This is a genomic window from Streptomyces blattellae, assembly GCF_009709555.1.
Lineage (GTDB): Bacteria > Actinomycetota > Actinomycetes > Streptomycetales > Streptomycetaceae > Streptomyces > Streptomyces blattellae.
On record NZ_WJBG01000246.1, the window covers coordinates 31704 to 49973 of the forward strand.

General features: G+C 71.1%; 16 protein-coding genes and 4 pseudogenes. 7 read left to right on the plus strand and 13 right to left on the minus strand.

The window, feature by feature from the left end; all coding sequences use genetic code 11:
• Positions 1 to 98: 98 nt before the first annotated feature.
• The 8 genes from GFH49_RS36475 to GFH49_RS36510 form a co-directional block, all read right to left on the minus strand.
• A complete protein-coding gene (locus GFH49_RS36475) occupies positions 99 to 1550 on the minus strand; it encodes a class I adenylate-forming enzyme family protein (RefSeq protein WP_155060353.1) in 1452 nt (483 codons plus the stop codon).
• Complete coding sequence (locus GFH49_RS36480) at positions 1547 to 2788, minus strand: NAD(P)/FAD-dependent oxidoreductase (RefSeq protein ID WP_155060354.1); 1242 nt, start codon at positions 2786 to 2788, stop codon at positions 1547 to 1549. The genes GFH49_RS36475 and GFH49_RS36480 overlap by 4 nt, the downstream gene beginning before the upstream one ends.
• Positions 2785 to 3108 (minus strand): 2Fe-2S iron-sulfur cluster-binding protein, encoded by a 324-nt coding sequence (locus GFH49_RS36485; protein ID WP_155060355.1) that lies wholly within the window; start codon positions 3106 to 3108, stop codon positions 2785 to 2787. The genes GFH49_RS36480 and GFH49_RS36485 overlap by 4 nt, the downstream gene beginning before the upstream one ends.
• A 39-nt stretch (positions 3109 to 3147) precedes the next feature.
• The gene (locus GFH49_RS36490; RefSeq protein ID WP_155060356.1) at positions 3148 to 4341 is read right to left on the minus strand and encodes a cytochrome P450; all 1194 of its coding nucleotides are present in this window, start codon (positions 4339 to 4341) and stop codon (positions 3148 to 3150) included.
• The gene (locus GFH49_RS36495; RefSeq protein WP_155060357.1) at positions 4338 to 4868 is read right to left on the minus strand and encodes a cupin domain-containing protein; all 531 of its coding nucleotides are present in this window, start codon (positions 4866 to 4868) and stop codon (positions 4338 to 4340) included. Before GFH49_RS36495 ends, GFH49_RS36490 begins: the two co-directional genes overlap by 4 nt.
• Positions 4869 to 5037: 169 nt before the next feature.
• On the minus strand, positions 5038 to 5580 hold the full coding sequence (locus GFH49_RS36500; RefSeq protein WP_230396704.1) for a MarR family winged helix-turn-helix transcriptional regulator: 543 nt from the start codon (positions 5578 to 5580) through the stop codon (positions 5038 to 5040).
• Between the two features lie 35 nt (positions 5581 to 5615).
• Positions 5616 to 6464: a fumarylacetoacetate hydrolase family protein gene (locus tag GFH49_RS36505; protein WP_155060358.1), complete on the minus strand. Its 849-nt coding sequence runs from the start codon at positions 6462 to 6464 to the stop codon at positions 5616 to 5618.
• On the minus strand, positions 6461 to 7057 hold the full coding sequence (locus GFH49_RS36510) for a carboxymuconolactone decarboxylase family protein (RefSeq protein ID WP_155060359.1): 597 nt from the start codon (positions 7055 to 7057) through the stop codon (positions 6461 to 6463). Before GFH49_RS36510 ends, GFH49_RS36505 begins: the two co-directional genes overlap by 4 nt.
• An 81-nt stretch (positions 7058 to 7138) precedes the next feature.
• On the opposite strand from GFH49_RS36510, the gene GFH49_RS36515 reads away from it, so the two are divergent.
• Together GFH49_RS36515 and paaZ are read left to right on the plus strand one after the other, a co-directional pair.
• Positions 7139 to 8032 carry a VOC family protein gene (locus GFH49_RS36515; protein WP_155060360.1) on the plus strand — a complete coding sequence of 298 codons (894 nt, stop codon included), beginning with the start codon at positions 7139 to 7141 and terminating at the stop codon, positions 8030 to 8032.
• A 47-nt stretch (positions 8033 to 8079) separates the two neighbouring features.
• Positions 8080 to 9672: a phenylacetic acid degradation bifunctional protein PaaZ gene (gene paaZ, locus GFH49_RS36520; protein ID WP_230396705.1), complete on the plus strand. Its 1593-nt coding sequence runs from the start codon at positions 8080 to 8082 to the stop codon at positions 9670 to 9672.
• A 459-nt stretch (positions 9673 to 10131) separates the two neighbouring features.
• Here the strand turns inward: paaZ and GFH49_RS36525 are convergent, their stop codons facing one another.
• From GFH49_RS36525 to GFH49_RS36545, 5 genes and pseudogenes are all read right to left on the minus strand, one after another.
• Entirely contained in the window at positions 10132 to 10611 is a 480-nt protein-coding gene (locus GFH49_RS36525; RefSeq protein WP_155060361.1) for a hypothetical protein, read from the minus strand.
• Between the two features lie 299 nt (positions 10612 to 10910).
• Positions 10911 to 11288, minus strand: a complete 378-nt coding sequence (locus tag GFH49_RS36530; protein ID WP_155060362.1) for a hypothetical protein — start codon at positions 11286 to 11288, stop codon at positions 10911 to 10913.
• A 38-nt stretch (positions 11289 to 11326) separates the two neighbouring features.
• Positions 11327 to 12541, minus strand: a complete 1215-nt coding sequence (locus GFH49_RS36535; protein WP_155060363.1) for a globin domain-containing protein — start codon at positions 12539 to 12541, stop codon at positions 11327 to 11329.
• A gap of 294 nt (positions 12542 to 12835) precedes the next feature.
• Positions 12836 to 13105, minus strand: a pseudogene (locus GFH49_RS36540) (STAS domain-containing protein); the annotation flags it as partial.
• 82 nt (positions 13106 to 13187) lie between these two features.
• A pseudogene (locus GFH49_RS36545) lies at positions 13188 to 13538 on the minus strand (type I glyceraldehyde-3-phosphate dehydrogenase); the annotation flags it as partial.
• A gap of 326 nt (positions 13539 to 13864) precedes the next feature.
• Between GFH49_RS36545 and GFH49_RS36550 the strand changes: the two are divergent.
• The 5 genes and pseudogenes from GFH49_RS36550 to GFH49_RS36570 all read left to right on the plus strand — a co-directional run.
• Positions 13865 to 14737 carry a universal stress protein gene (locus tag GFH49_RS36550; protein ID WP_155060364.1) on the plus strand — a complete coding sequence of 291 codons (873 nt, stop codon included), beginning with the start codon at positions 13865 to 13867 and terminating at the stop codon, positions 14735 to 14737.
• Positions 14738 to 14863: 126 nt separating this feature from the next.
• Positions 14864 to 15874 carry an alcohol dehydrogenase AdhP gene (adhP, locus tag GFH49_RS36555; RefSeq protein ID WP_155060365.1) on the plus strand — a complete coding sequence of 337 codons (1011 nt, stop codon included), beginning with the start codon at positions 14864 to 14866 and terminating at the stop codon, positions 15872 to 15874.
• A 129-nt stretch (positions 15875 to 16003) separates the two neighbouring features.
• A pseudogene (locus tag GFH49_RS36560) lies at positions 16004 to 16674 on the plus strand (transposase); the annotation flags it as partial.
• Between the two features lie 157 nt (positions 16675 to 16831).
• Positions 16832 to 17416, plus strand: coding sequence for a DinB family protein (locus GFH49_RS36565; protein ID WP_155060366.1), 585 nt, complete (start codon positions 16832 to 16834; stop codon positions 17414 to 17416).
• Positions 17417 to 17460: 44 nt separating this feature from the next.
• Positions 17461 to 18252, plus strand: a pseudogene (locus GFH49_RS36570) (IS5 family transposase); the annotation flags it as partial.
• Positions 18253 to 18270 lie beyond the last annotated feature (18 nt).

Genomic DNA, 18270 nt, shown 5'->3' on the forward strand with positions numbered 1-18270 from the left:
GGTGGAGATGTCGCCGGTGGAGCCGGCCCCCATCTCGGTGAGCGGGAATGGGTGTGGAGGGCGGTCGGGGTGCGTGAGGGGAGGGCGCCCGACAGGTGTCAGTCGCCGAGCAGGGTGGTGAGGCGCTGCCGTTGCAGCTTCCCGGTGGCTCCGCGCGGCAGCGCCGGTACGACGCGGAGGCGACGGGGCCATTTGTGCCGGGCCAGCCGGCCGTCGAGGTGGGCGCGGACGTCGTCCAGGGACGGTTCACCGGCGTCACTGACCAGGAAGGCGGTCACGAGCTCGCCCCAGACCGGATCCGGCGTCCCGGACACCGCGACCTCGACGACTCCCGGCAGGTCGGCCAGGGCGTTCTCGACCTCGGCGGGGTCGACGTTCTCGCCCCCGGTGATGATGGTGTCCTTGACCCGGCCGACGACCTCCACGCGGCCCTCGGCGTCGAGGCGGCCCCGGTCACCGGAGTGGAACCAGCCCTCGGCGTCGGTCACGGGGACCGGCCCGGCCGCGGTCCAGTACTCGGCCGCGACCGACGGACCGCGCACCCAGATCTCACCGGGCGCTCCGGTGGGTGCGGGTGACCCGGTCGCGTCCACCACGGTCAGCTCCACGTGCGGGACGGGGAGGCCGGTGGAGGTCGCGGCGTCGTCGGGCGCGGAGTACGTCACCCCCGCACTCGTCTCCGTCAAGCCGTAGGAGTTGACCACACCGATCCCGCGGGCCCGGAACATCTCGCGGGTGGCGCTCTGAGCCGGTGATCCGCCGGACAGCACCCACCGCAGGGTGTCCAGGTCGCCGCCGCCGAAGCGGGGGTGACGGGCCAGCAGGGCCGACATGGCCGGTACGGCGAAGGCGCAGGTGACCCGGTGGTCGCGGACCAGGTCGAGGAACAGGCCGGGGTCGAAGCGCGGAGCCAGGATCACGGTCCCGCGCCGCGCCCACGTGTACTGCGGGAGCCCGCCCAGTACGGCGACATGGGCCAACGGGGTGGCGACGAGCGCGGTGTCCTGCTCGCCGAGGGGCAGCCGCGCCAGCCCGTTGACCATGCTCCAGTGGAGATTGCCGTGGGTCAGCGCGACGCCCTTGGGGCGGCCCGACGTGCCGGAGGTGAACGCGATGACGGCGACGTCGCAACCGGCCGGCGGATCACAGGTGGGCGCCTCGGGCCCCTCGTCGCCGGGGTACAGGTCCGCCCAGGTCAGCCGGAGGCCGGTACTCGCCGGGAAGCCCTCGTCGGCGACCACGGCCACGGGGGCGGTCTCCTCGCACACGACGGCGAGTTCGCCACCGGTCACCTGCGGGTGGAGCGGCACCAGCACCGCGCCCATCCGGGCGACCGCGAACAGCGTGATCAAGGCCTCCGGCCGCGCCGCCCCCTGCATCACCACCCGGTCGCCCCGGCGCACACCGAACGTGTCGAGGCGGGCGACGGTGCGCCGTACGGCGATGTCGAGTGCGCCGTAGGACCAGCTTCGGCCCTCGAAGACCAGGGCGGTCCTGGATCCGGCCTCGGCCGCGCTCCCCACCAGGTGGGCACCGAACCAGGTGTTCATGCCCGTACCCCCGCTCCACGTCTGGCCCGCGCGAGGGCGCCGAGCGTCGACCCCGTGAGGTCGCCGGCCGAGACCGGCACCTGCCGCTCCAGCAGCCGGCGGGCGGCCAGGTGCTCGGCGGGCCAGTTCAGCGTCTCCGCGGCGACCAGCCGGTCGCCGCGGAAGGCGTACGCCGCCAGCCGGTCGGGGGAGTCGCCCGGCACCACGCGCACCTCGTCGGTGTCCGTACGCAGCCCGGCGATCTGCAGTTTGACGGCGCCCTGGTCGCTCCAGAACCACGGCAGGCTCCGGTACGGGGCCGCTGACCCCGCGATACGGCGGCCCACCAACGCCCCCTGGTCGGTGGCGTTCTGCACGGACTCCAGCCGCACCAGCCCGGCCGCGTGCGGGTGGGGATGGCGGGCACAGTCGCCGACGGCGGAGATCCGCGGGTCGGTGACCGAGCGGAGGTGCTCGTCGACGATCACGCCGTCGTCCACGGCCAGACCGGCGTCACGGGCCAGCTCGTCGCGCGGCGCGGCGCCGATGCCGTAGACGACGAGGTCCGCTGGGAGCACGCCACGGTCCGTGACGACCCTCTCGACCCGTCCGGCGCCCTCGACGGCCCGTACGCCCGTGCCGGTGAGGATCCGGACGCCGCTGTGTTCGTGCCGCTGTCGCAGGTGCTCCTGCAGTTGGGGGGAGACGGCCCGGCTCAGCAGCCGGCCGGCCAGTTCGAGCACCGTCACGCGTGCTCCGCCGGCCACGGCGACCTGGGCGAGTTCGAGGCCGATGAATCCTCCGCCCACCACGACCACGTCCCGGGCCGTCGTCAGCGCCCGGCCGATCGCCAGGGCGTCGTCGAGCGAGCGCAGCGCGTGTACGCCGTCCAGCCCGGCGCCGGGCACGGGCAGCCGGCGGTTGCGCGCGCCGGTCGCCAGGACCAGGTGGTCGTACGGGACACGGGTGCCCGTGCCGGTGACCACCGTGCGGGCGGCGGTGTCGAGGGCGGTCACGCGCTCGCCCAGCCGGAGTCCGATGGCGCGCTCCCGGTAGAAGGACTCGGGCACCAACTCGACGCGTGTGCCGTCGGGTTCGGTGTGGGCCTGCTTGGACAGCGGCGGTCGCTGGTACGGCAGATGGCGCTCATCGGCGAAGACGGTGACCGGTCCGTCGTACCCGGCGCCGCGCAGGGCCGAGACGACGCTGTATCCGGCCTGCCCGCCGCCGACGACGACCACGCCCGCGGCGGACGTCATACCTGCTCCTCGGGCACGTGGACGACCAGTCCGTCCAGGGCGTCGGACAGCCGGACCTGGCAGCTGAGCCGGCTGGTGGCACGGCGCTCGGCGGCGGTGAAGTCCAGCATCTCCTCCTCCACGCCGTTCGGCGGCCCCACCAGTGCGGTGTGCTGCTCGTCGACGTAGACGTGGCAGGTGGCGCAGGAGGCGTTGCCTCCGCACTCGGCGACGATGCCGTCGACGCCGTTCGAGACGGCCGCCTGCATGAGCGCCGTACCGGACTCGGCGGTGACCTTGCGCTCGGTGCCGTCGGGCAACTGGAAGATGACGATGGGCATGAAGTACTCCTGGTGGGGACGGCTCAGGTGCCTGCCGGCTCAGGCGGCTTGCCAGGTGACGTGCAGCGAGGTGAGCCCGCGGAACACCCAGCCCTCCATGTGGTCCTCCGTACCGTCGTCGAGGCGGAGGCCTTTGAGGCGGCTGAAGACGAGGGGCCAGGCGAGTCCGCTGACCTCGTGGCGCGCGACCCACGCGCCCATGCAGAAGTGGGGTCCGCCGCCGAAGGCGAGGTGCGGGCGGTGGGGCCGGTCGATGTCGAACTCGTCGGCCCGCTCGAAGACCGACTCGTCCCGGTTCCCCGAGGCGATCACCAGGGCGACCCGGCTCCCGGCGGGCAGGGCGACACCGGCGATCTCGTGGTCCTGGACCAGCTGGCGCGGATACATGCCGATCGGGGAGACCCAGCGGGCGGTTTCCTCGAAGACCCGCTTCCACAGCGAGGGATCTGCGAGGACGCGGTCCCGTACGTCGGGGCGGTTCAGCAGCGCCTGCGCGCCCACGCCGAAGACGTCACGGGGCTCGTTGACGCCTCCGCCGATGACGACCTTGACGTTGTTCTGGATCGCGGAGAGCGCCATGTCCGCGTGGACCATCGAGGAGATCACCGAGCCGTCGGGCTCGCGCCGGACCGCCCCGGCGATCTCCGCGACCGCCTCCTCGATGGCGTCGGTGGCCCGCTCGGCACGCAGCCAGACGTCGGGGTCGTCGGCGTAGTTGCCGTTGGCCGCCATCATCGCCCGCGACCACTCGGCGATGTCGTCGGCCGTGGCGTTGCGCAGACCGAGGACCAGGGCCAGGTTCGCCGCCGCCAGCGGTTCGGCGAAGTCGGCGACCAGATCGGCCTCGCCGCGCCCGGCGATGCGCTCCAGCAGGTCGTGGGCGTTCTTCTCGAAGGCGTCCGCCCACAGGTCGCGCACCTGGCGGGGCCGGGTGGGCGGCTCGGCGCCGGCGCGCAGCAGCCGGTGCTCCGCGCCGTCCTCGCGCAGCAGGTTCGGGCCGACGGTCCGCAGCAGCAGCGAGCCCTGCTCGCGGGAGCTGAACACCTCGGGCAGCTTCTCGGCGTGGACGATGTCGCCGTACCGGGTCAGCAGGTGCCGTCCGACGGACGGCACCCAGGCCAGCGGCGCGGTGCGGCGCAGTTCGGCGTAGGCGGGGTAGGGGTCCCGGCGCAGTTGGGCGAGGTCGAAGTCGACGACGGGTGCGCCGGGGGCCGCCGTGGTCGGGGTGCTCATGCCGTGCCCGCCGCGCCGATGAGGACGAAGAACAAGGTGGCGGGCTCGGCGCCGTTGTTGCGCCAGGCGTGCCGGGTGCCGTTCTGCACGACCAGATCACCGGGACCGAGGATCGCGGTCTCGCCGCCGTCGAGGTCGAGGACGATCTCTCCGCTCAGGACGACGCCGTAGTCCACGGTGGGCGTGGTGTGCATGCCCGGGTTGTCGGGCTCGAAGAGTTCCGCCAGACCGGGCGTGTTCTCCAGTTGCTCGGCGCCGGCGGCAACGGGGTCCCAGCCCGGGTCGGCGTAGACGCTGCCCGGCGGGAAGGTGACGGTCAGGGCGATCGTCTCGCCGGGGGCCGGGACGTAGGACTTCAGGGTCTGCGTCGGGTCGGCCGACGGGGTCGCGGGAGCCGCCGTGTTCCACACCAGGGAGCGGGCGAAGCCCGGGGTGTGGGTGTACTGGCGGGTGACGGGCGGCTCTCCGTCGCTGACGATCACGGGCTTGCCGCTGGCGCTGACACCGGTGACGACTCGACGGACCATGGTTCTCTCCCTTGAGAAGCACTGCTGAGAAGCACTGCTGAGAAGCACAACTGAGGAAATCAAGACGTTAGGGGTATGACAGTAAGAGTCCTGACGACTTTGCGGTTGTCGTGACCCGAAGCGGACTGCGTCCGCGGGCGGTTCGCTATGAGTGGTGGCGTATGGGCGGTCAGTCTGCGGCCGGAGTGTCCTGATTGACCAGGGTTCGCAGCAGGTGAACCAGCTCACTCAGCTGGTCGTCGCGCAGGACCGCCGTCCAGGCCCGCTCGCGCTTCGTCTGGGCCGCGATGGCCTTGCGCAGCGTCTGGGTGCCCTCGTCGGTGAGCTCGACGACCAGCTGGCGACGGTCGGTCTCGTCCCGCTCGCGAGTGACCAGCCCCCGGCTCTCCAGGGTCGCCAGCGCGCTGGAGATGCTGGCACGGGTGGAGCCCGAGACCCGGCCGATGTCCTGCTGGCCGATCGGGCCGTAGACCCACAGGGCGTTCAGGATCCTGAAGCCCGCCCAGGTCAGGCCGAGCGGCCGGTGGACGTGCTTCTCGAAGTCCTTGGTCAGCCGGGCTTCGAGGCGGGTGAGGTCGGTGACCATCTCGATCGCGTCGAGGTCCCGGGGCTCGGTCGTCCCCAGCTCGCGATGCTGGTGGCGCAGCAGCTCCGAGAACTCCCGGGTCCGGCTCGCGCCGGCGGTCCCCGTCTCGCGCACGGTGTCCGTCACGATCTCCCGCCCTTTCTGCTCCGACCGCACCGCTGTCAGCCGGCGACGATCGGGTTGACCATGGTCCCGACGCCCGTGACCTCGGTCCGCAGGACCTTACCCTCGGTCAGGTACAGCCGGGGCGTGCGGCGGACACCGCAGCCCGCCGGAGTGCCCGTGAAGATCATGTCGCCGGGCTCGAACGTCACCCGCTTCGACAGCCAGGCGATCAGCTCGGGCACGCTGAAGATGAGGTCCGAGGTCCGGCCCCGCTGCACCTCCAGGTCGTCGACCCAGCCGGCCACCTCGATGTCGTCCGGGTCCTCGAACTCGTCGACCGTCACCAGGTACGGGCCGACCGGGCTGAAGGTGTCGTACGACTTCGGCAGCGTGAACTGGTTGATCGGCTTGCGCCACTGCTCCTTGCGGTCGCTGATGTCCTGACCCGCGGTGACACCCGCGACGTAGGACCAGGCGTCGGCCTCGGAGATGTTCTTGCCGGTCTTCCCCATCACCACCACGAGCTCGGCCTCGAAGTCGACCTTGTCGTACTGCGGCTCCACCACGACCGCGTCGTACGGGCCGACCACGGACGAGGCGAACTTGGCGAACACCGACGGCTCGTCCGGAACGGGCAGGTTGGACTCCTCGGCGTGCGCACGGTAGTTCAGGGCCACGCCGATCGCCTTGTACGGCTTGGCGACCCGGCCCAGGTCACGCGGCTCGAACGGCTTCCAGTCCGCGTCCGCGGCCCGCTCGGCGAGGGTGCGCAGCTCGTCGTGGAGGGAGAGGTCGGACAGCACCTCCAGGCGCGGCTCGATCGCTCCCTTGCCGGCGTCCGCGACGTCCAGGGCACGGTCGTCGCGCACGACGACGGGGCGGCCGGCGAGGTTGGCGAGCTTCATGCGGCTTCATCCTTCTTCTGGTCGACGGGCCGGGGCAGGTCGAGCGCGAGACCGCCCTCGACCTGGACCCCGAGGGTGTTGATGACGGTGGCGATGGTGAGGTACTGGCCGACCGTGTAGAGCACGTCGATGACCTGCTCGGTGCCGAGGTGGGACGTCAGCCGGTCCCACAGCTCGTCGTCGACGCCCTGGCGGTCCAGGAGCGAGTCGGTGGCGGCGAGCAGTACGCGGTCGAGCTCGTCGAGGCCGTCCCAGTCGCCTGCCGCGGCGGCGAGGATCGTGTCGTCGGTGAGTCCGGCCCGGCGGGCGATCCGGACGTGCTGGTCCCACTCGTACGCGGCCTGTGCCCGAGCGGCGATCCGCAGGATCATCAGCTCGCGGGACGCCAGCGGCAGGGTGTTCTTCCCCAGCACGTGGTTGCCGAAGACGAGGAAGCGGCGCAGCGCGTCCTCGTGGTGGGCCAGGGTCGCCCAGATCGTGTAGATCCGGCCGTCCTGATCGCGGTACGGCGCCAGCGACGCCAGCGTCTTCTCGTGCAGCGCGCTCTCGTCGACGGGCTGCAGGCGGGCCTTCTCGGGCACCTCTCCCGGCATCGGGGACCTCCTCGGCTCGATGGCGTCAACGTATTCGTATGACCCTTGACCGTCAAGGGTCTAACAAATATTGTTCTCGCCATGACGATCCAGAGCCTTGGGTACGTGGGCATCGGTGCGCCCGACCCGGACGCATGGGCGGAATACGCCCGCACAGTGATAGGCCTCAGCGTCGAGAGCGTCGAGCCGGGAACGGCAGCCGATGGCGGCTGTGCCGCGGGCGGCGACTTCGCGCGTTACCGCCTGCGCATGGACCAGCACCCGTTCCGCATGTGGCTGACCGAGGCGGAGACCGGCGGCGTGACGGTCATCGGCTGGGAGGTCCGCGACCCCGCGGCGATCGACGAGATGACCGTGCGCCTGAAGGAGGCCGGCGTCGACGTCACCGCGGGCACGGACGAGGAGTGCCGCGACCGCCAGGTGACCCGCATGGTCCACTTCACCGGCCCGCTCGGCATCCGCACCGAACTGTTCTGCGGCCGCCGCCTCGCCCCGAGCCAGTTCGTCTCACCGCTGGGCGTCGACTTCGTGACCGGCGAGCAGGGCCTGGGGCACGTGGTGATGAAGACGCCCCGCGTGCAGGAGGCGGTCGACTTCTACTGCGAGGTGCTGGGATTCCGGCTCAGCGACACCGCGGACTACCCGTGGGGCACCTTCTACTTCCTCGGCTGCAACCCCCGCCACCACAGCATCGCCTTCATCCGCTCGTACAAGAACGAGGGCACCCACCACATCCTGTGCGAGGTGACCAGCCCGGAGGAGGTGGGCCGCGCCCTGGACCGCACGCGCCAGCATGACGTCAAGCTCATGGCGACGCTCGGCAAGCACGCCAACGACGGGATGTTCTCCTTCTACATGACCTCACCGGCCGGCTTCGGCATCGAGATCGGCGCGGGCGGCGTGCAGGTCGACGAGAGCACCTGGGTCAGCCGCACCTACACCGCCGACATCTGGGGCCACCACCCGGTGGACTGACCGCCCCGGCCTTCCCTGCCCGCCTTTGACGAAAGCAGCCGTATCCCATGCAGCCGTATCCCATGCTCCAGAGCTATCTGCAGGACACCTGGGTCACCCCTACGGCCACGCACGCGTCGGCGGTCGCCGTACGCGACGCGGTCACCGGCGAGACGGTCTGCCACGTCTCCTCCGAAGGGCTCGACGTCGCGGGGGCGTTCGACCACGGTCGGCGCGTCGTCGGCCCCGCCCTGCGCGCCCTCACCTTCCACCGGCGAGCCGACCTCCTGGACGCGACCGCCGCCGCCGTACGCGCCCGCCGAGAGGAGCTCTACGCCCTGTCCACGCGCGCCGGAGCCACCCTGAACGACGCCAGGTACGACATCGACGGCGGCATCCGCGTCCTTCGCGACTACGCCGCCCGCGCCCGGGCCGAACTCCCGGACGTGCCGCACCTGGTGGAGGGCACAGCCGAGCGTCTCGCGCGCGGCGAGGACTTTCTCGGCGTCCACCTGGTCGCGCCCGCTCCGGGCCTGATGCTCCAGGTGAACGCCTTCAACTTCCCCGTCTGGGCCCCGCTGGAGAAGCTCGCCCAGGCCGTCCTCGCCGGACTGCCCAGCGTGGTGAAACCGGCCACGCCCACCGCGTATCTCACCGAACACCTCGTCCGGATCGTCACCGAGGCCGGGATCCTGCCGCCCGGCACTCTCCAGATGGTCGTCGGCTCGGTGCGCTCGGCGCTCGACCTGCTCCGGGAACAGGACGTGCTCTCCTTCACCGGCTCGGCCGTCACCGCCGCGAGCCTGCGCACGCACCCGAACCTGGTGGCCCGCTCGGTACGGTTCAACGCGGAGGCGGACTCCGTCAACGCCATCGTCCTCGCGCCGGATGTCCAGCCGGGGTCCCCGCTGTTCGAGGCGTTCGTACGCGAGGTCGTGAGCGAGATGACCGTCAAGGCGGGCCAGAAGTGCACCGCCATCCGCCGCATCCTCGTCCCGCGCGCACACGAGGCCGCCGCCCTCGACGCGATCTCGGCCGAGTTGGCGGGGGTGACCATCGGCAACCCCGCCTCGGAGGGCGTCCGCATGGGGGCCGTCGTCAGCCTCGACCAGCGCGACGACGTACGGCAGGCGGTGCGCAGGATCGCAGAGTCGGGCCGCCTCGTGCACGGCGACCCCGACAAGGTGCGCGTGGTCGACGCCGACGCGGAACGCGGCGCCTTCCTGGACACCCTGCTCGTCTCCGCGGATCCGGATGCCGCCGCGCCGCACGAGGTCGAGCCGTTCGGACCGGCCGCGACCGTGCTGGCGTACCGCGACACGGCCCATGCCCTCGACCTGGTGGCACGCGGCCGGGGCAGCCTGGTCGCCTCCGCGGTCGGCGACGACCTCGCCTGGACATCCCTGTTCGTCCGGGAGTCGGCCCCTTGGCACGGGCGGCTGCACCTGATGGACTCGGCGAACATGACGCAGACCACCGGGCACGGATCGCCGCTTCCCGCACTGCGCCACGGTGGCCCCGGCCGGGCCGGCGGGGGCTCGGAGATGGCGGGCGTGCGCGGTGTCCTGGACCTGATGCAGCGCACGGCACTCCAGGCATCGCCGAGGCTGCTGGACTCCCTCCGTGCGACACACACGCGCTCGTCGGCTGACCCCGTGTGACCGCAATGCGGACGCAGCACCTGCGCTTGATGGCGCACCTGCGCTCGTACGACCGCCTCGGTCGGCTCCCGCAGGACTGTCGACGCGACCGAGTGGTCGGCGCCGATGACGAGGGCGAGCCCCCCGTATGCCCGTGGCGGTGACGTAGACCGGCGGAGCCTCTTGCGCGCCGCTGATGATGTCGGATCCCTCGGCGGCGCGGCGGAATTCGGAGAACCCGTCGATACTCTGGATGGCCCCGATGGTGGCGCCGAGGCGTTGTCGCATGCGTCGCACGTCGGTCGCGATCGACATGACGGGTAGCGGGGCGCCACCGCGGAGACCTTGACCGAGCGGGGCCAGGTCCAGCGGTCCTGCCGGCGCGATGCCGTCGCCGACTCGCTGTACCGGTCGGCGAGGTCGACGTGGCCTGCCGCGGCGAGGCGGTCGAGCCATTGCGCTTCGTCGTCCGTGAGCGCGTTACTGGCCAGCACCGCCAGGCCCTGTTCCAGGATGAGCGCCGCGTCCATCGTGACCTCGCGGGTCTGGGCCCACGCGGCGCGGTAAACAGGAGGCCGCCGCCGCCCAGTTGCCGTGGGCGCCCTCCCACTCGGCCAGCCACGTCGCGGAGATGATGGCCAAGGGAGTGTCTACGCCCACGGCATCGGCGAGCGCCTCCTGCGTGAGCGCCATAGCCTCCGTCATGTACGGGCCGGCCTTCATGCCCAGGTTTCGCGCGAGGTTGTAGCGCACCATCGCGTGGTGTCCGGGGAGGGAGACGCTGTCCGCGAGCGCCTCCCGTAGAAGCGTGAAAGACTCCTCGTCCCGGTCGTGGTCGCCGCCGGTCCCAGCTTGGACGAAGAGAATCGTACCGAGGAGCGCGGTGACGACGAGGTGTGGCACGGAGCCTCGCCGAGTGAGCAGGCGTGCCGCACGCAGCGCGGCGATGGCCGAATCCATCGTCGCGGATCAGGACGTGGCCGCTGCGAGTGCCGCGATGCCGCTGCCCACCGGATACGCCTCCGCCGTCAGGCAACTCCTCGCGCTCGCCTGTGGGTCGGGGACCCTCGCCTGTGGGTCGGGGACGGTCCCCGTGGTCGGGGACCTCGCACCCCACCGTTTCCTGCGAAGCTGGCTGTTGTCAGTGGGCCGCCGGTCACCAGCCTGAGCCGGAGGGCCCGCGAATCCGCCTGGTGGCACAGTCGGGACGACGGCCCGGTCGGTGAACCGTCACCGACCGGGCCGTGCTCACCGTGGATTCACGCGGACTGCTGGCCGCCGCGCCACGGCGGGGCCGCCGTCCGGTGGCCGTGGTCCCACACGTGGGCGGCCTTGTCGGTCTGTCGGCGCAGCCGGTCCTGGAGCTGGTCGACGAGCTCCGTGCCCGTGGCCTCCTCAGCGAGGACGACGACCTGCCGGTTGCCGACGTGCAGTTCGGCTGTCGCCGACCAGGGGCGGTCCGCGTGGTGAGCGGCCGCTCGTGCGATCCGCACCTCGCCGGAGACGTCGGGCAGTCCCGGTCGGCCCACAACAGCGTCGATCTTCGTACGCGCGTACTCCAGGGTCTGCTCGTCCACCGGGCCGTCTGTCCGCAGCCGCACTGTGGGCGCTGCGTCCTGCGTGCTGTCGTTCGTCATTACTCGTTCCTCCTCAGGACGAAAGGGATCGGCACGGTTCAGGCGGTGGTGTCGGGCAGCCACAGGTCGGGGCCGAAGACCTCGTAGCGGATGCGCTGTGACGGAACGCCGGCGCGCAGCAGCTGGGCGCGGGCCTCGCGCATGAACGGCAGCGGGCCGCACAGGAACACCGTGGCGTTCTCGGGGATTCTGATGCCGTAGAGGTCCATCAGGCCCTCGTGAGCGTCGGGTTCCTCCGGGCCGGGGCGCTCGTACCAGAAGACCGTGCGGGCGTTGGGCAGTTGCCGAACCAGCTCGCTCGTCTCGGTGCGCAGGGCGTGCTCGGCGGGGGAGCGGTCGGCGTGCAGGACCAGCACCGGGCGGGCCGCGCCGAGGGCGGTGAGATGGGCCAGGATGCTGGTCATGGGGGTGCCGCCGATGCCTGCAGAGATCAGGACGACGGGAGTGCCGGCGTCGGCCGGGCCGTCGAGGAAGACGTCTCCGAACGGGGCGGACAGTGTCAGTTCGTCGCCGTCGTGGACCTGTTCGTGCAGAAGGTTGGAGACCTCGCCGTCCGGCGCGTCGGCCGTGCCGGCGACCCGCTTGACGGTGATCCGCCGCAGTTCCCCGCCCGGGTCGGACGACAGGCTGTACTGGCGCAACTGGTGTACCCCGTCGGCCATGAGAACCCGTACGCTCACGTATTGGCCGGCCCGCGCCGACGGGGCCGGTTCGCCGTCGGCCGGGCGGAGCACGAAGGACACCACGTCCGGTGTCTCGGTGCGGCGCTCGACGACCGTCCACTGCCGCCACACCTTGCCGGGCTCAACGCCCGCGTCCTGGTACAGGCGGGCCTCACGGCCGATCAGGGCGCCGGCCATCAGCCAGTACACCTCGTCCCAGGCGGCGGCGACCTCTGGGGTGACCGCGTCGCCGAGGACGTCGGCTATCGCGCCGAACAGGTACTTGTGGACGATCGTGTACTGGTCGTCGGTGACGCCGACGGCGGCGTGTTTGTGCGCGATCCGGTCCAGCAACGCGTCCGGGCGGGTGTCCGGATCGTCGAGCAGCGCTGTCGCGAATCCGGCGATCGAGCCGGCCAGCGCGCGGCGCTGGGCTCCGCTGGCCTGGTTGCCGCGGTTGAACATCCCGTCGAGGAGTTCCGGCCGGTCGCGGAACATCGCGCCGTAGAAGCGCGTGGTGATCTCGTCGAGCGCGCCGGCCACGGCAGGCAGCGTGGCGCGGATGACGGCGGCGGATTCTGCGGACAGCATGAAGACTCCCAGGCAGGTGGGTGAGGTGGGACAGTTGCCGCAACCCAAAGGGCGACCGTCTTCTGTGTAGCAGGCACCGGACCGCGTTTCGGCGGCGCTGAGCGAGGAGGGGCCGAACGGCCCCACCGATTCAGGCACAGCGGCCCCATGGGTCCCACCCGGGCCAGGGCCGGATGGTGCGGGGACGACCTCCCGTCGGCCCTGTCCGTTTCCGTTGTCGGAGGCGTCCGACAACGATGGCGTTCGCAGTCGCCCCACAAGAAACGTGTGGCGGAGTTCGGATCGCTCGGTGGCCTACTGGTCGCGGTGCCACTCCCGGTACGCGGCCACGGCCGTCGGCAGAGTGGGGAAGATCCGCTCGGTGCCGACCGTGTCCGCGAGGCCGTACGCCGTCAGGTCGTCCAGCAGGTCCTGCTTGACGCGGGCGAGGGCGAAGACGAGGCCGCGGTCGGTGAGTTCGCGGCGGAGTTCGTCGACGGCGTCCAGGGCGGTGATGTCGACCTCGACGTGGGCCTCGGTGTTGAGGACGAACCATTGGGCCGGGCTGGACTGTTCGTCGACCGCCAAACTCCGGCAGGCGCAGGCGCAGGCGCAGGCGCAGGCGCAGGTCCAGGTCCAGGTCCAGGTCCAGGTCCAGGTCCAGGTCTAGGTCCAGGTCTAGGTCCCGGGCCGTTCCGGTGCTGGTCGGGATGATGTTCACGGCGGCGGTGCGGCCACGGCGCAGGTCCTTGTGAGGGCCGTCGAGGACGACCTGGTCGTTGGTGCAGCCGTGTCCGGGTCGTACCGTGTCCTTGTTTGCGCCCATGACGACGGTGGCGTCAACTCCCTTGCCCGGCACGGACAGCAGCACCTTGCGGGCCCCGCCCTTCAGGTGCAGCCCGGCGTCCTCGCGGTTGTGGAAGCGTCCGGTGGACTCAATGACGACGTCCACGCTGAGGCCGGCCCGGTCCAGGGCGGCGGGATCGCGTTCGGCGGTCCCGGCGATGCGGTGGCCGTCGTATATCGCCAGTCGCGGGAATCGGACCGTCAGATGGCGGGACCGGTCCTTCCCTGTCGCAGATCATGCGCGTTTCCGGGCCCGAACGGCCCTTTCCGCTCCGACGTTTCCGCATTCCGACGCGTACCGGTTTCGACCGTCTGCCCCGCGTCGGCTGGTGCCGAACGCCAAGGGGGAGGCCGGACGGGCCTCAACTATGAGGACCATGCCGTGCGAGTCGGGACCATCGGCCCCTGGAACCGCGGCCGCGTGGTCGGGACGCTCGGGACCAGGGCCGGCGCCATCGTCCGCGGCCCGCTGGTCTCGTATACCGGAGGTGTCTTTCCATGATTCGCCCCATAACTGTCGGCCTCGACGGATCTCCCGAAAGCCTGGCCGCCGCCGACTGGGCCGCGCGCGAGGCGCTGCGCCGTGCCGTGCCCCTGCATCTGGTGCATGCCTCGATCTGGCAGCCGCACGACGTACCCGCCGCTCAGGACCTGGACACGCAGAAGCACTGGGCTCTGCGCGTTCTGCGGGAGGCCGAGGAAGAACTGCGCGGCAGGTATCCGGAGCTGGTGGTCAGCACAGAGCAGATATCCGACACCGCAGCCGAGGTACTGCTGGGGCAGGCGGAGAAGGCGCAGATGCTGGTGCTCGGCTCCAGCGGTCACGGCGCCATTGCCGGGTTCCTGCTCGGCTCCGTCGGGCAGCAGGTGCTCGCACGGGCGAACAGCCCGGTGGTCATGGTGCGGGCGAACACCTCCTCGTCCGCCGGGCACGACGGTGGAGAGGTCGTGGTCGGGCTCGACGACCTGGGCGACCCGGCCGCGCCCCTGCTGGAATTCGCCTTCGCCTCGGCCGCCGCCCGCGGGACCGCACTGCGCGCTGTGCACGCGCCGAACCTGCCGCCGCTGTACGGACACGGCCCGGTAGTGGGGCAGCTGGCCAGCCAGGAAGGCGGCATCACCGGGCAGGCGAAGAAGGCACTGGCCGACACTCTCACGCCGTGGCGCGAAAAGTACCCGCAGGTCCCGGTCGCCCACACCGTCGAACTCGCGCGCCCGTCCGGAGTCGTACTGCGCGCAGCCGCGTCGGCCGGACTCGTCGTGGTCGGCCGCCGCACGCACCGTCCGGCGCTCGGTATGCGCATCGGACCGGTGGCCCACGCCGTGCTGCACCACACCGCCGCCCCGGTCGCCGTCGTGCCTCACGACTGAGGGGCTGGGTGCCGCCTGGCTTTGGGGCCGGGTGGCCCCATCGTGAGGACATCCGGTACCTGCCGCCGCAACGCGGACCGGCCGACCCTTGAACCGCACCGACGAGACAGACCCGAGGAGCATCAAATGAAGGCAGCAGTCGTCCGGTCCTTCGGCGAGCCGCTGGTGATCGAGGAGCGGCCGGACCCGGAGCCCGGCCCCGGTCAGGTACGCATCCGCTTGGAGGCGTCCGGGCTGTGCCACACCGACATCCACGCGGCGCACGGTGACTGGCCGGTCAAGCCCACCCCGCCGTTCGTCCCCGGTCACGAGGGTGTCGGCATCGTCGAGGCGCTCGGCGAACGGGTGACGCACCTGGCGGTCGGGCAGCGGGTGGCGGTGCCCTGGCTGGGCTGGGCCTGCGGGCGGTGCGAGCACTGCCTGTCGGGCTGGGAGACGCTGTGCGAGAAGCAGCAGAACACCGGCTACAGCGTGGACGGCGGCTACGCCGAGAAGATGCTTGCTCCGGCCGACTTCGCCGCTCCGGTCCCCGAGACCATCGACCCGCGTGACGCCGCTCCGCTGACCTGCGCCGGTGTCACCACGTACAAGGCGCTGAAGGTCGCGGGCGTCGCTCCGGCCCAGCTGGTGGCGATCTCCGGCATCGGCGGTCTCGGGCACCTGGCCGTGCAGTACGCGAAGATCGCCGGGGCCACGGTAGCCGCGATCGACGTCACCGACGACAAGCTCGACCTCGCCCGGGAGCTCGGCGCCGACATCCTCATCGACGCCCGCAAGGAGGATCCGGCCGAGGTGCTCAAGCAGCACGGCGGCGCGCACGCGGCGCTCGCGCTGGCCGTCAACGAGCAGGCGTTCGCCTCCGTCTACGGCGGGCTGCGGCGCGGCGGCAAGCTGGTCATGGTCGCCCTGCCCGCGGGCGGAACCATCAGCGTGCCGATCTTCGACACCGTGGTGAACGGCACCTCCGTCATCGGCTCCATCGTCGGCACCCGCCAGGACCTGGACGAGGTCTTCAAACTGCACGCCGCCGGACGCACCAAGGTGATCTACGAGACCCGGCCGCTGGAGACTGTCAACGAGTCCATCGCCGAAGTCCTGGACGGGCGGATCAAGGCACGCATCGTCTTCGAGATGTGACCCGCCCAACCCGCCGCCGACCGGGCGTCAACCGGGGCCAGCGCCCGGTCGGCGACCCGGCCCAGGCAACCCCGTCCCCCGTTATGTTCTTCGCGGTCCTGCAAGAGGGCCGCTGGCCTCCGGGCCCGGACGAAGGTGCGGCCACAGAGCGGCGGAACGCAGGACACGCCTGACGAGCCGCTCCTCGCGGCCATCATCTATGTCCTGGTCAGCAGATGCGCCTGGCGCCAACTGCCGCCCTGCTTCGGGATATCGAAGTCGACCGTCCACCGCCGGTTCCTGATCTGGTCGAGAGCCGGTGTCTGGGGACGCGCCTCCACGAAGCCGTGCTGCACCGCCTCGACGACGCCGGCCTCATCGACGTCACCCGCGTCGTGCTCGGCACCGCCCACGTCGGGCTGAAAAAGAGGGGCGGACACACAGGTCCGAGTCCCGTGGACCGGGGCAAGCCGGGCTCCAAGACGCACACCCTGTCGGACGTGAACGGGGCTGGGCTACCCCTTCTCGTCGGCATCTCAGCCGGCAACACCCATGACAGTGAAGGGCTGAAGCCCATGGTGGCGGGTCACCAAACGAGACACGACCCTGATCGAGTCAAGCGAACGACTAGAGCGGCGCCGCCGGGTCATCGAGCGCACCATGTCCTGCTGTCCTGCTGTCCTGCTGTCCTGCTGTCCTGGCTGTCCGGCTACCGCCGGCTCAGCGCTCGCCGCGAACGCAATCCCCGCAACTACCTGGCTTTCCTCAGACTTGCCGCCGCTCTGTGCTGCTACAAGCGACTCGTCCGCCTCACCACATAGGACACGGTCTCAGCGATTGTCTCACGTGGCAGGTTTCGCGAGCTTCTTGTAACAGGTGTCAGGGCGGCGGCCTTGGCCGGGCCTCGGCTCTGCCAGTCGTTGCGGACCATGTACGGGATCTTGAGACCACGAGCAGCCCATGGCAGGCTCGGGCCGCATGATCGACGAATTCGCGAAGGGCAACCTGCACGGGAGACTGCGGCGGGACCGCAAGGCGCTGCTCTGGAAACTCGACGGCTTGTCCGAATACGACGCCCGCCGACCTTTGACAGTGACCGGGACCAACCTCCTCGGCCTGGTCAAACACGTGGCCACCGTCGAGGCCAGGTACTTCGGCGAGGTCTTCGACCGCCCCTCCCCGGAACCGCTGCCCCGGTGGCAGGACTCCAACGGCAGCGATCTGTGGGCGACCGAGGACGAGACCTGCGACCAGATCGTCGAGTTCTACCGGCGCACGTGGGAACACTCGGACGCGACGATCAACGAGCTTCCCCTCGACGCCCCCGGCCATGTGCCGTGGTGGCCGGAGCCTTATGCCGACACGAACCTGTTCGCCATCGTCGTCCATGTCCTCGGCGAGTCCATCCGGCATGCCGGGCACGCCGATATCCTGCGCGAGGGCCTCGACGGCCGGACCGGGCTGCGCGTCGAACACGAGCAGCCGATCGACGAGGAAGCCCGTGCAGCCTACTGCGCGAAGATCGAGCAGGCCGCCAGGTTGGCCGCGCCAATCAAGGCTTAGAGGGTGTCTCACGTGACTTGATGTTCCTGCGGCATGAGCCGGTTGTGGGTGCTGATCTATCGAAACGTCTGGTTCCTGGTGAACTCTGGGCGCTGGCCGCCCCGTTGCTGCCGTCGTTCGGTGCTCGTCCGCAAGGTGGTGGGACCGCTCCGTGTGACGAGCGGGCCGTGTTCACGGCAGTGATGTACGCGCTGACCAGCGGCTGTGCCTGGCGGCATCTGCCGCCGGCGTTCGGCACGTCGCCCGCCACCGCGCATCGCCGCCTTCACGGTAAGGACCGAGGCCGGCCTGTGGCGTCGGCCGCGCCGCGCGGTGCTGGACGGACTCGGGGCCCAAGGTGAGGTGGCCTGGACCTCGGCGATCGTCGACGCGGCCTCCGTTCGCGCCCAAAGGGGGGATCGCGGACCGGGCCGAACCCGGTTTATCGCGGCAGGAAGGGCAGCAAGCTGCGCGTGCTGTCCGATGCCCAGGGCATCTTGACTCGCCGTCGCCGTGTCCGGCGCGAACATGCACGACAGCCTCGCGCTCAAGCCGCTCAAGCCGCTCACCCGCGGCATACCGCCGTCCGGTCCCGCCGGGGACCACGGCGGAGCCGACCCGTCGAACTCCGCGTGGACAAGGCGTACTTCTCCGCTGAACACCTGGCCCGGCTGCGCGAGCGCGGTCTCGTCGCGCGCATCGCGCGGCCCGGCATCGAGTCCGGCGAACGCCTAGGTCGGCACCGCTGGAAGATCGAGCGGTCGATCGCTTGGCTCGTCGGCTACCGCCGCCCCACCGTCCGATACGAACGAAAGGGCTCGCACTTCCTCGCCTTCCTCGGCCTGGCCGCCGCCCTGAACCTGCTGTCGGGAGTA

Excerpts from the sequence above, each read along its gene's own strand:
- GFH49_RS36475 (WP_155060353.1), bottom strand. The coding sequence starts at position 1,550 with ATGAACACCTGGTTCGGTGCCCACCTGGTGGGGAGCGCGGCCGAGGCC.
- GFH49_RS36480 (WP_155060354.1), bottom strand. The coding sequence starts at position 2,788 with ATGACGTCCGCCGCGGGCGTGGTCGTCGTCGGCGGCGGGCAGGCCGGA.
- GFH49_RS36485 (WP_155060355.1), bottom strand. The coding sequence starts at position 3,108 with ATGCCCATCGTCATCTTCCAGTTGCCCGACGGCACCGAGCGCAAGGTC.
- GFH49_RS36490 (WP_155060356.1), bottom strand. The coding sequence starts at position 4,341 with ATGAGCACCCCGACCACGGCGGCCCCCGGCGCACCCGTCGTCGACTTC.
- GFH49_RS36495 (WP_155060357.1), bottom strand. The coding sequence starts at position 4,868 with ATGGTCCGTCGAGTCGTCACCGGTGTCAGCGCCAGCGGCAAGCCCGTG.
- GFH49_RS36505 (WP_155060358.1), bottom strand. The coding sequence starts at position 6,464 with ATGAAGCTCGCCAACCTCGCCGGCCGCCCCGTCGTCGTGCGCGACGAC.
- GFH49_RS36510 (WP_155060359.1), bottom strand. The coding sequence starts at position 7,057 with ATGCCGGGAGAGGTGCCCGAGAAGGCCCGCCTGCAGCCCGTCGACGAG.
- GFH49_RS36515 (WP_155060360.1), top strand. The coding sequence starts at position 7,139 with ATGACGATCCAGAGCCTTGGGTACGTGGGCATCGGTGCGCCCGACCCG.
- paaZ (WP_230396705.1), top strand. The coding sequence starts at position 8,080 with ATGCAGCCGTATCCCATGCTCCAGAGCTATCTGCAGGACACCTGGGTC.
- GFH49_RS36525 (WP_155060361.1), bottom strand. The coding sequence starts at position 10,611 with ATGGATTCGGCCATCGCCGCGCTGCGTGCGGCACGCCTGCTCACTCGG.
- GFH49_RS36530 (WP_155060362.1), bottom strand. The coding sequence starts at position 11,288 with ATGACGAACGACAGCACGCAGGACGCAGCGCCCACAGTGCGGCTGCGG.
- GFH49_RS36535 (WP_155060363.1), bottom strand. The coding sequence starts at position 12,541 with ATGCTGTCCGCAGAATCCGCCGCCGTCATCCGCGCCACGCTGCCTGCC.
- GFH49_RS36550 (WP_155060364.1), top strand. The coding sequence starts at position 13,865 with ATGATTCGCCCCATAACTGTCGGCCTCGACGGATCTCCCGAAAGCCTG.
- adhP (WP_155060365.1), top strand. The coding sequence starts at position 14,864 with ATGAAGGCAGCAGTCGTCCGGTCCTTCGGCGAGCCGCTGGTGATCGAG.
- GFH49_RS36565 (WP_155060366.1), top strand. The coding sequence starts at position 16,832 with ATGATCGACGAATTCGCGAAGGGCAACCTGCACGGGAGACTGCGGCGG.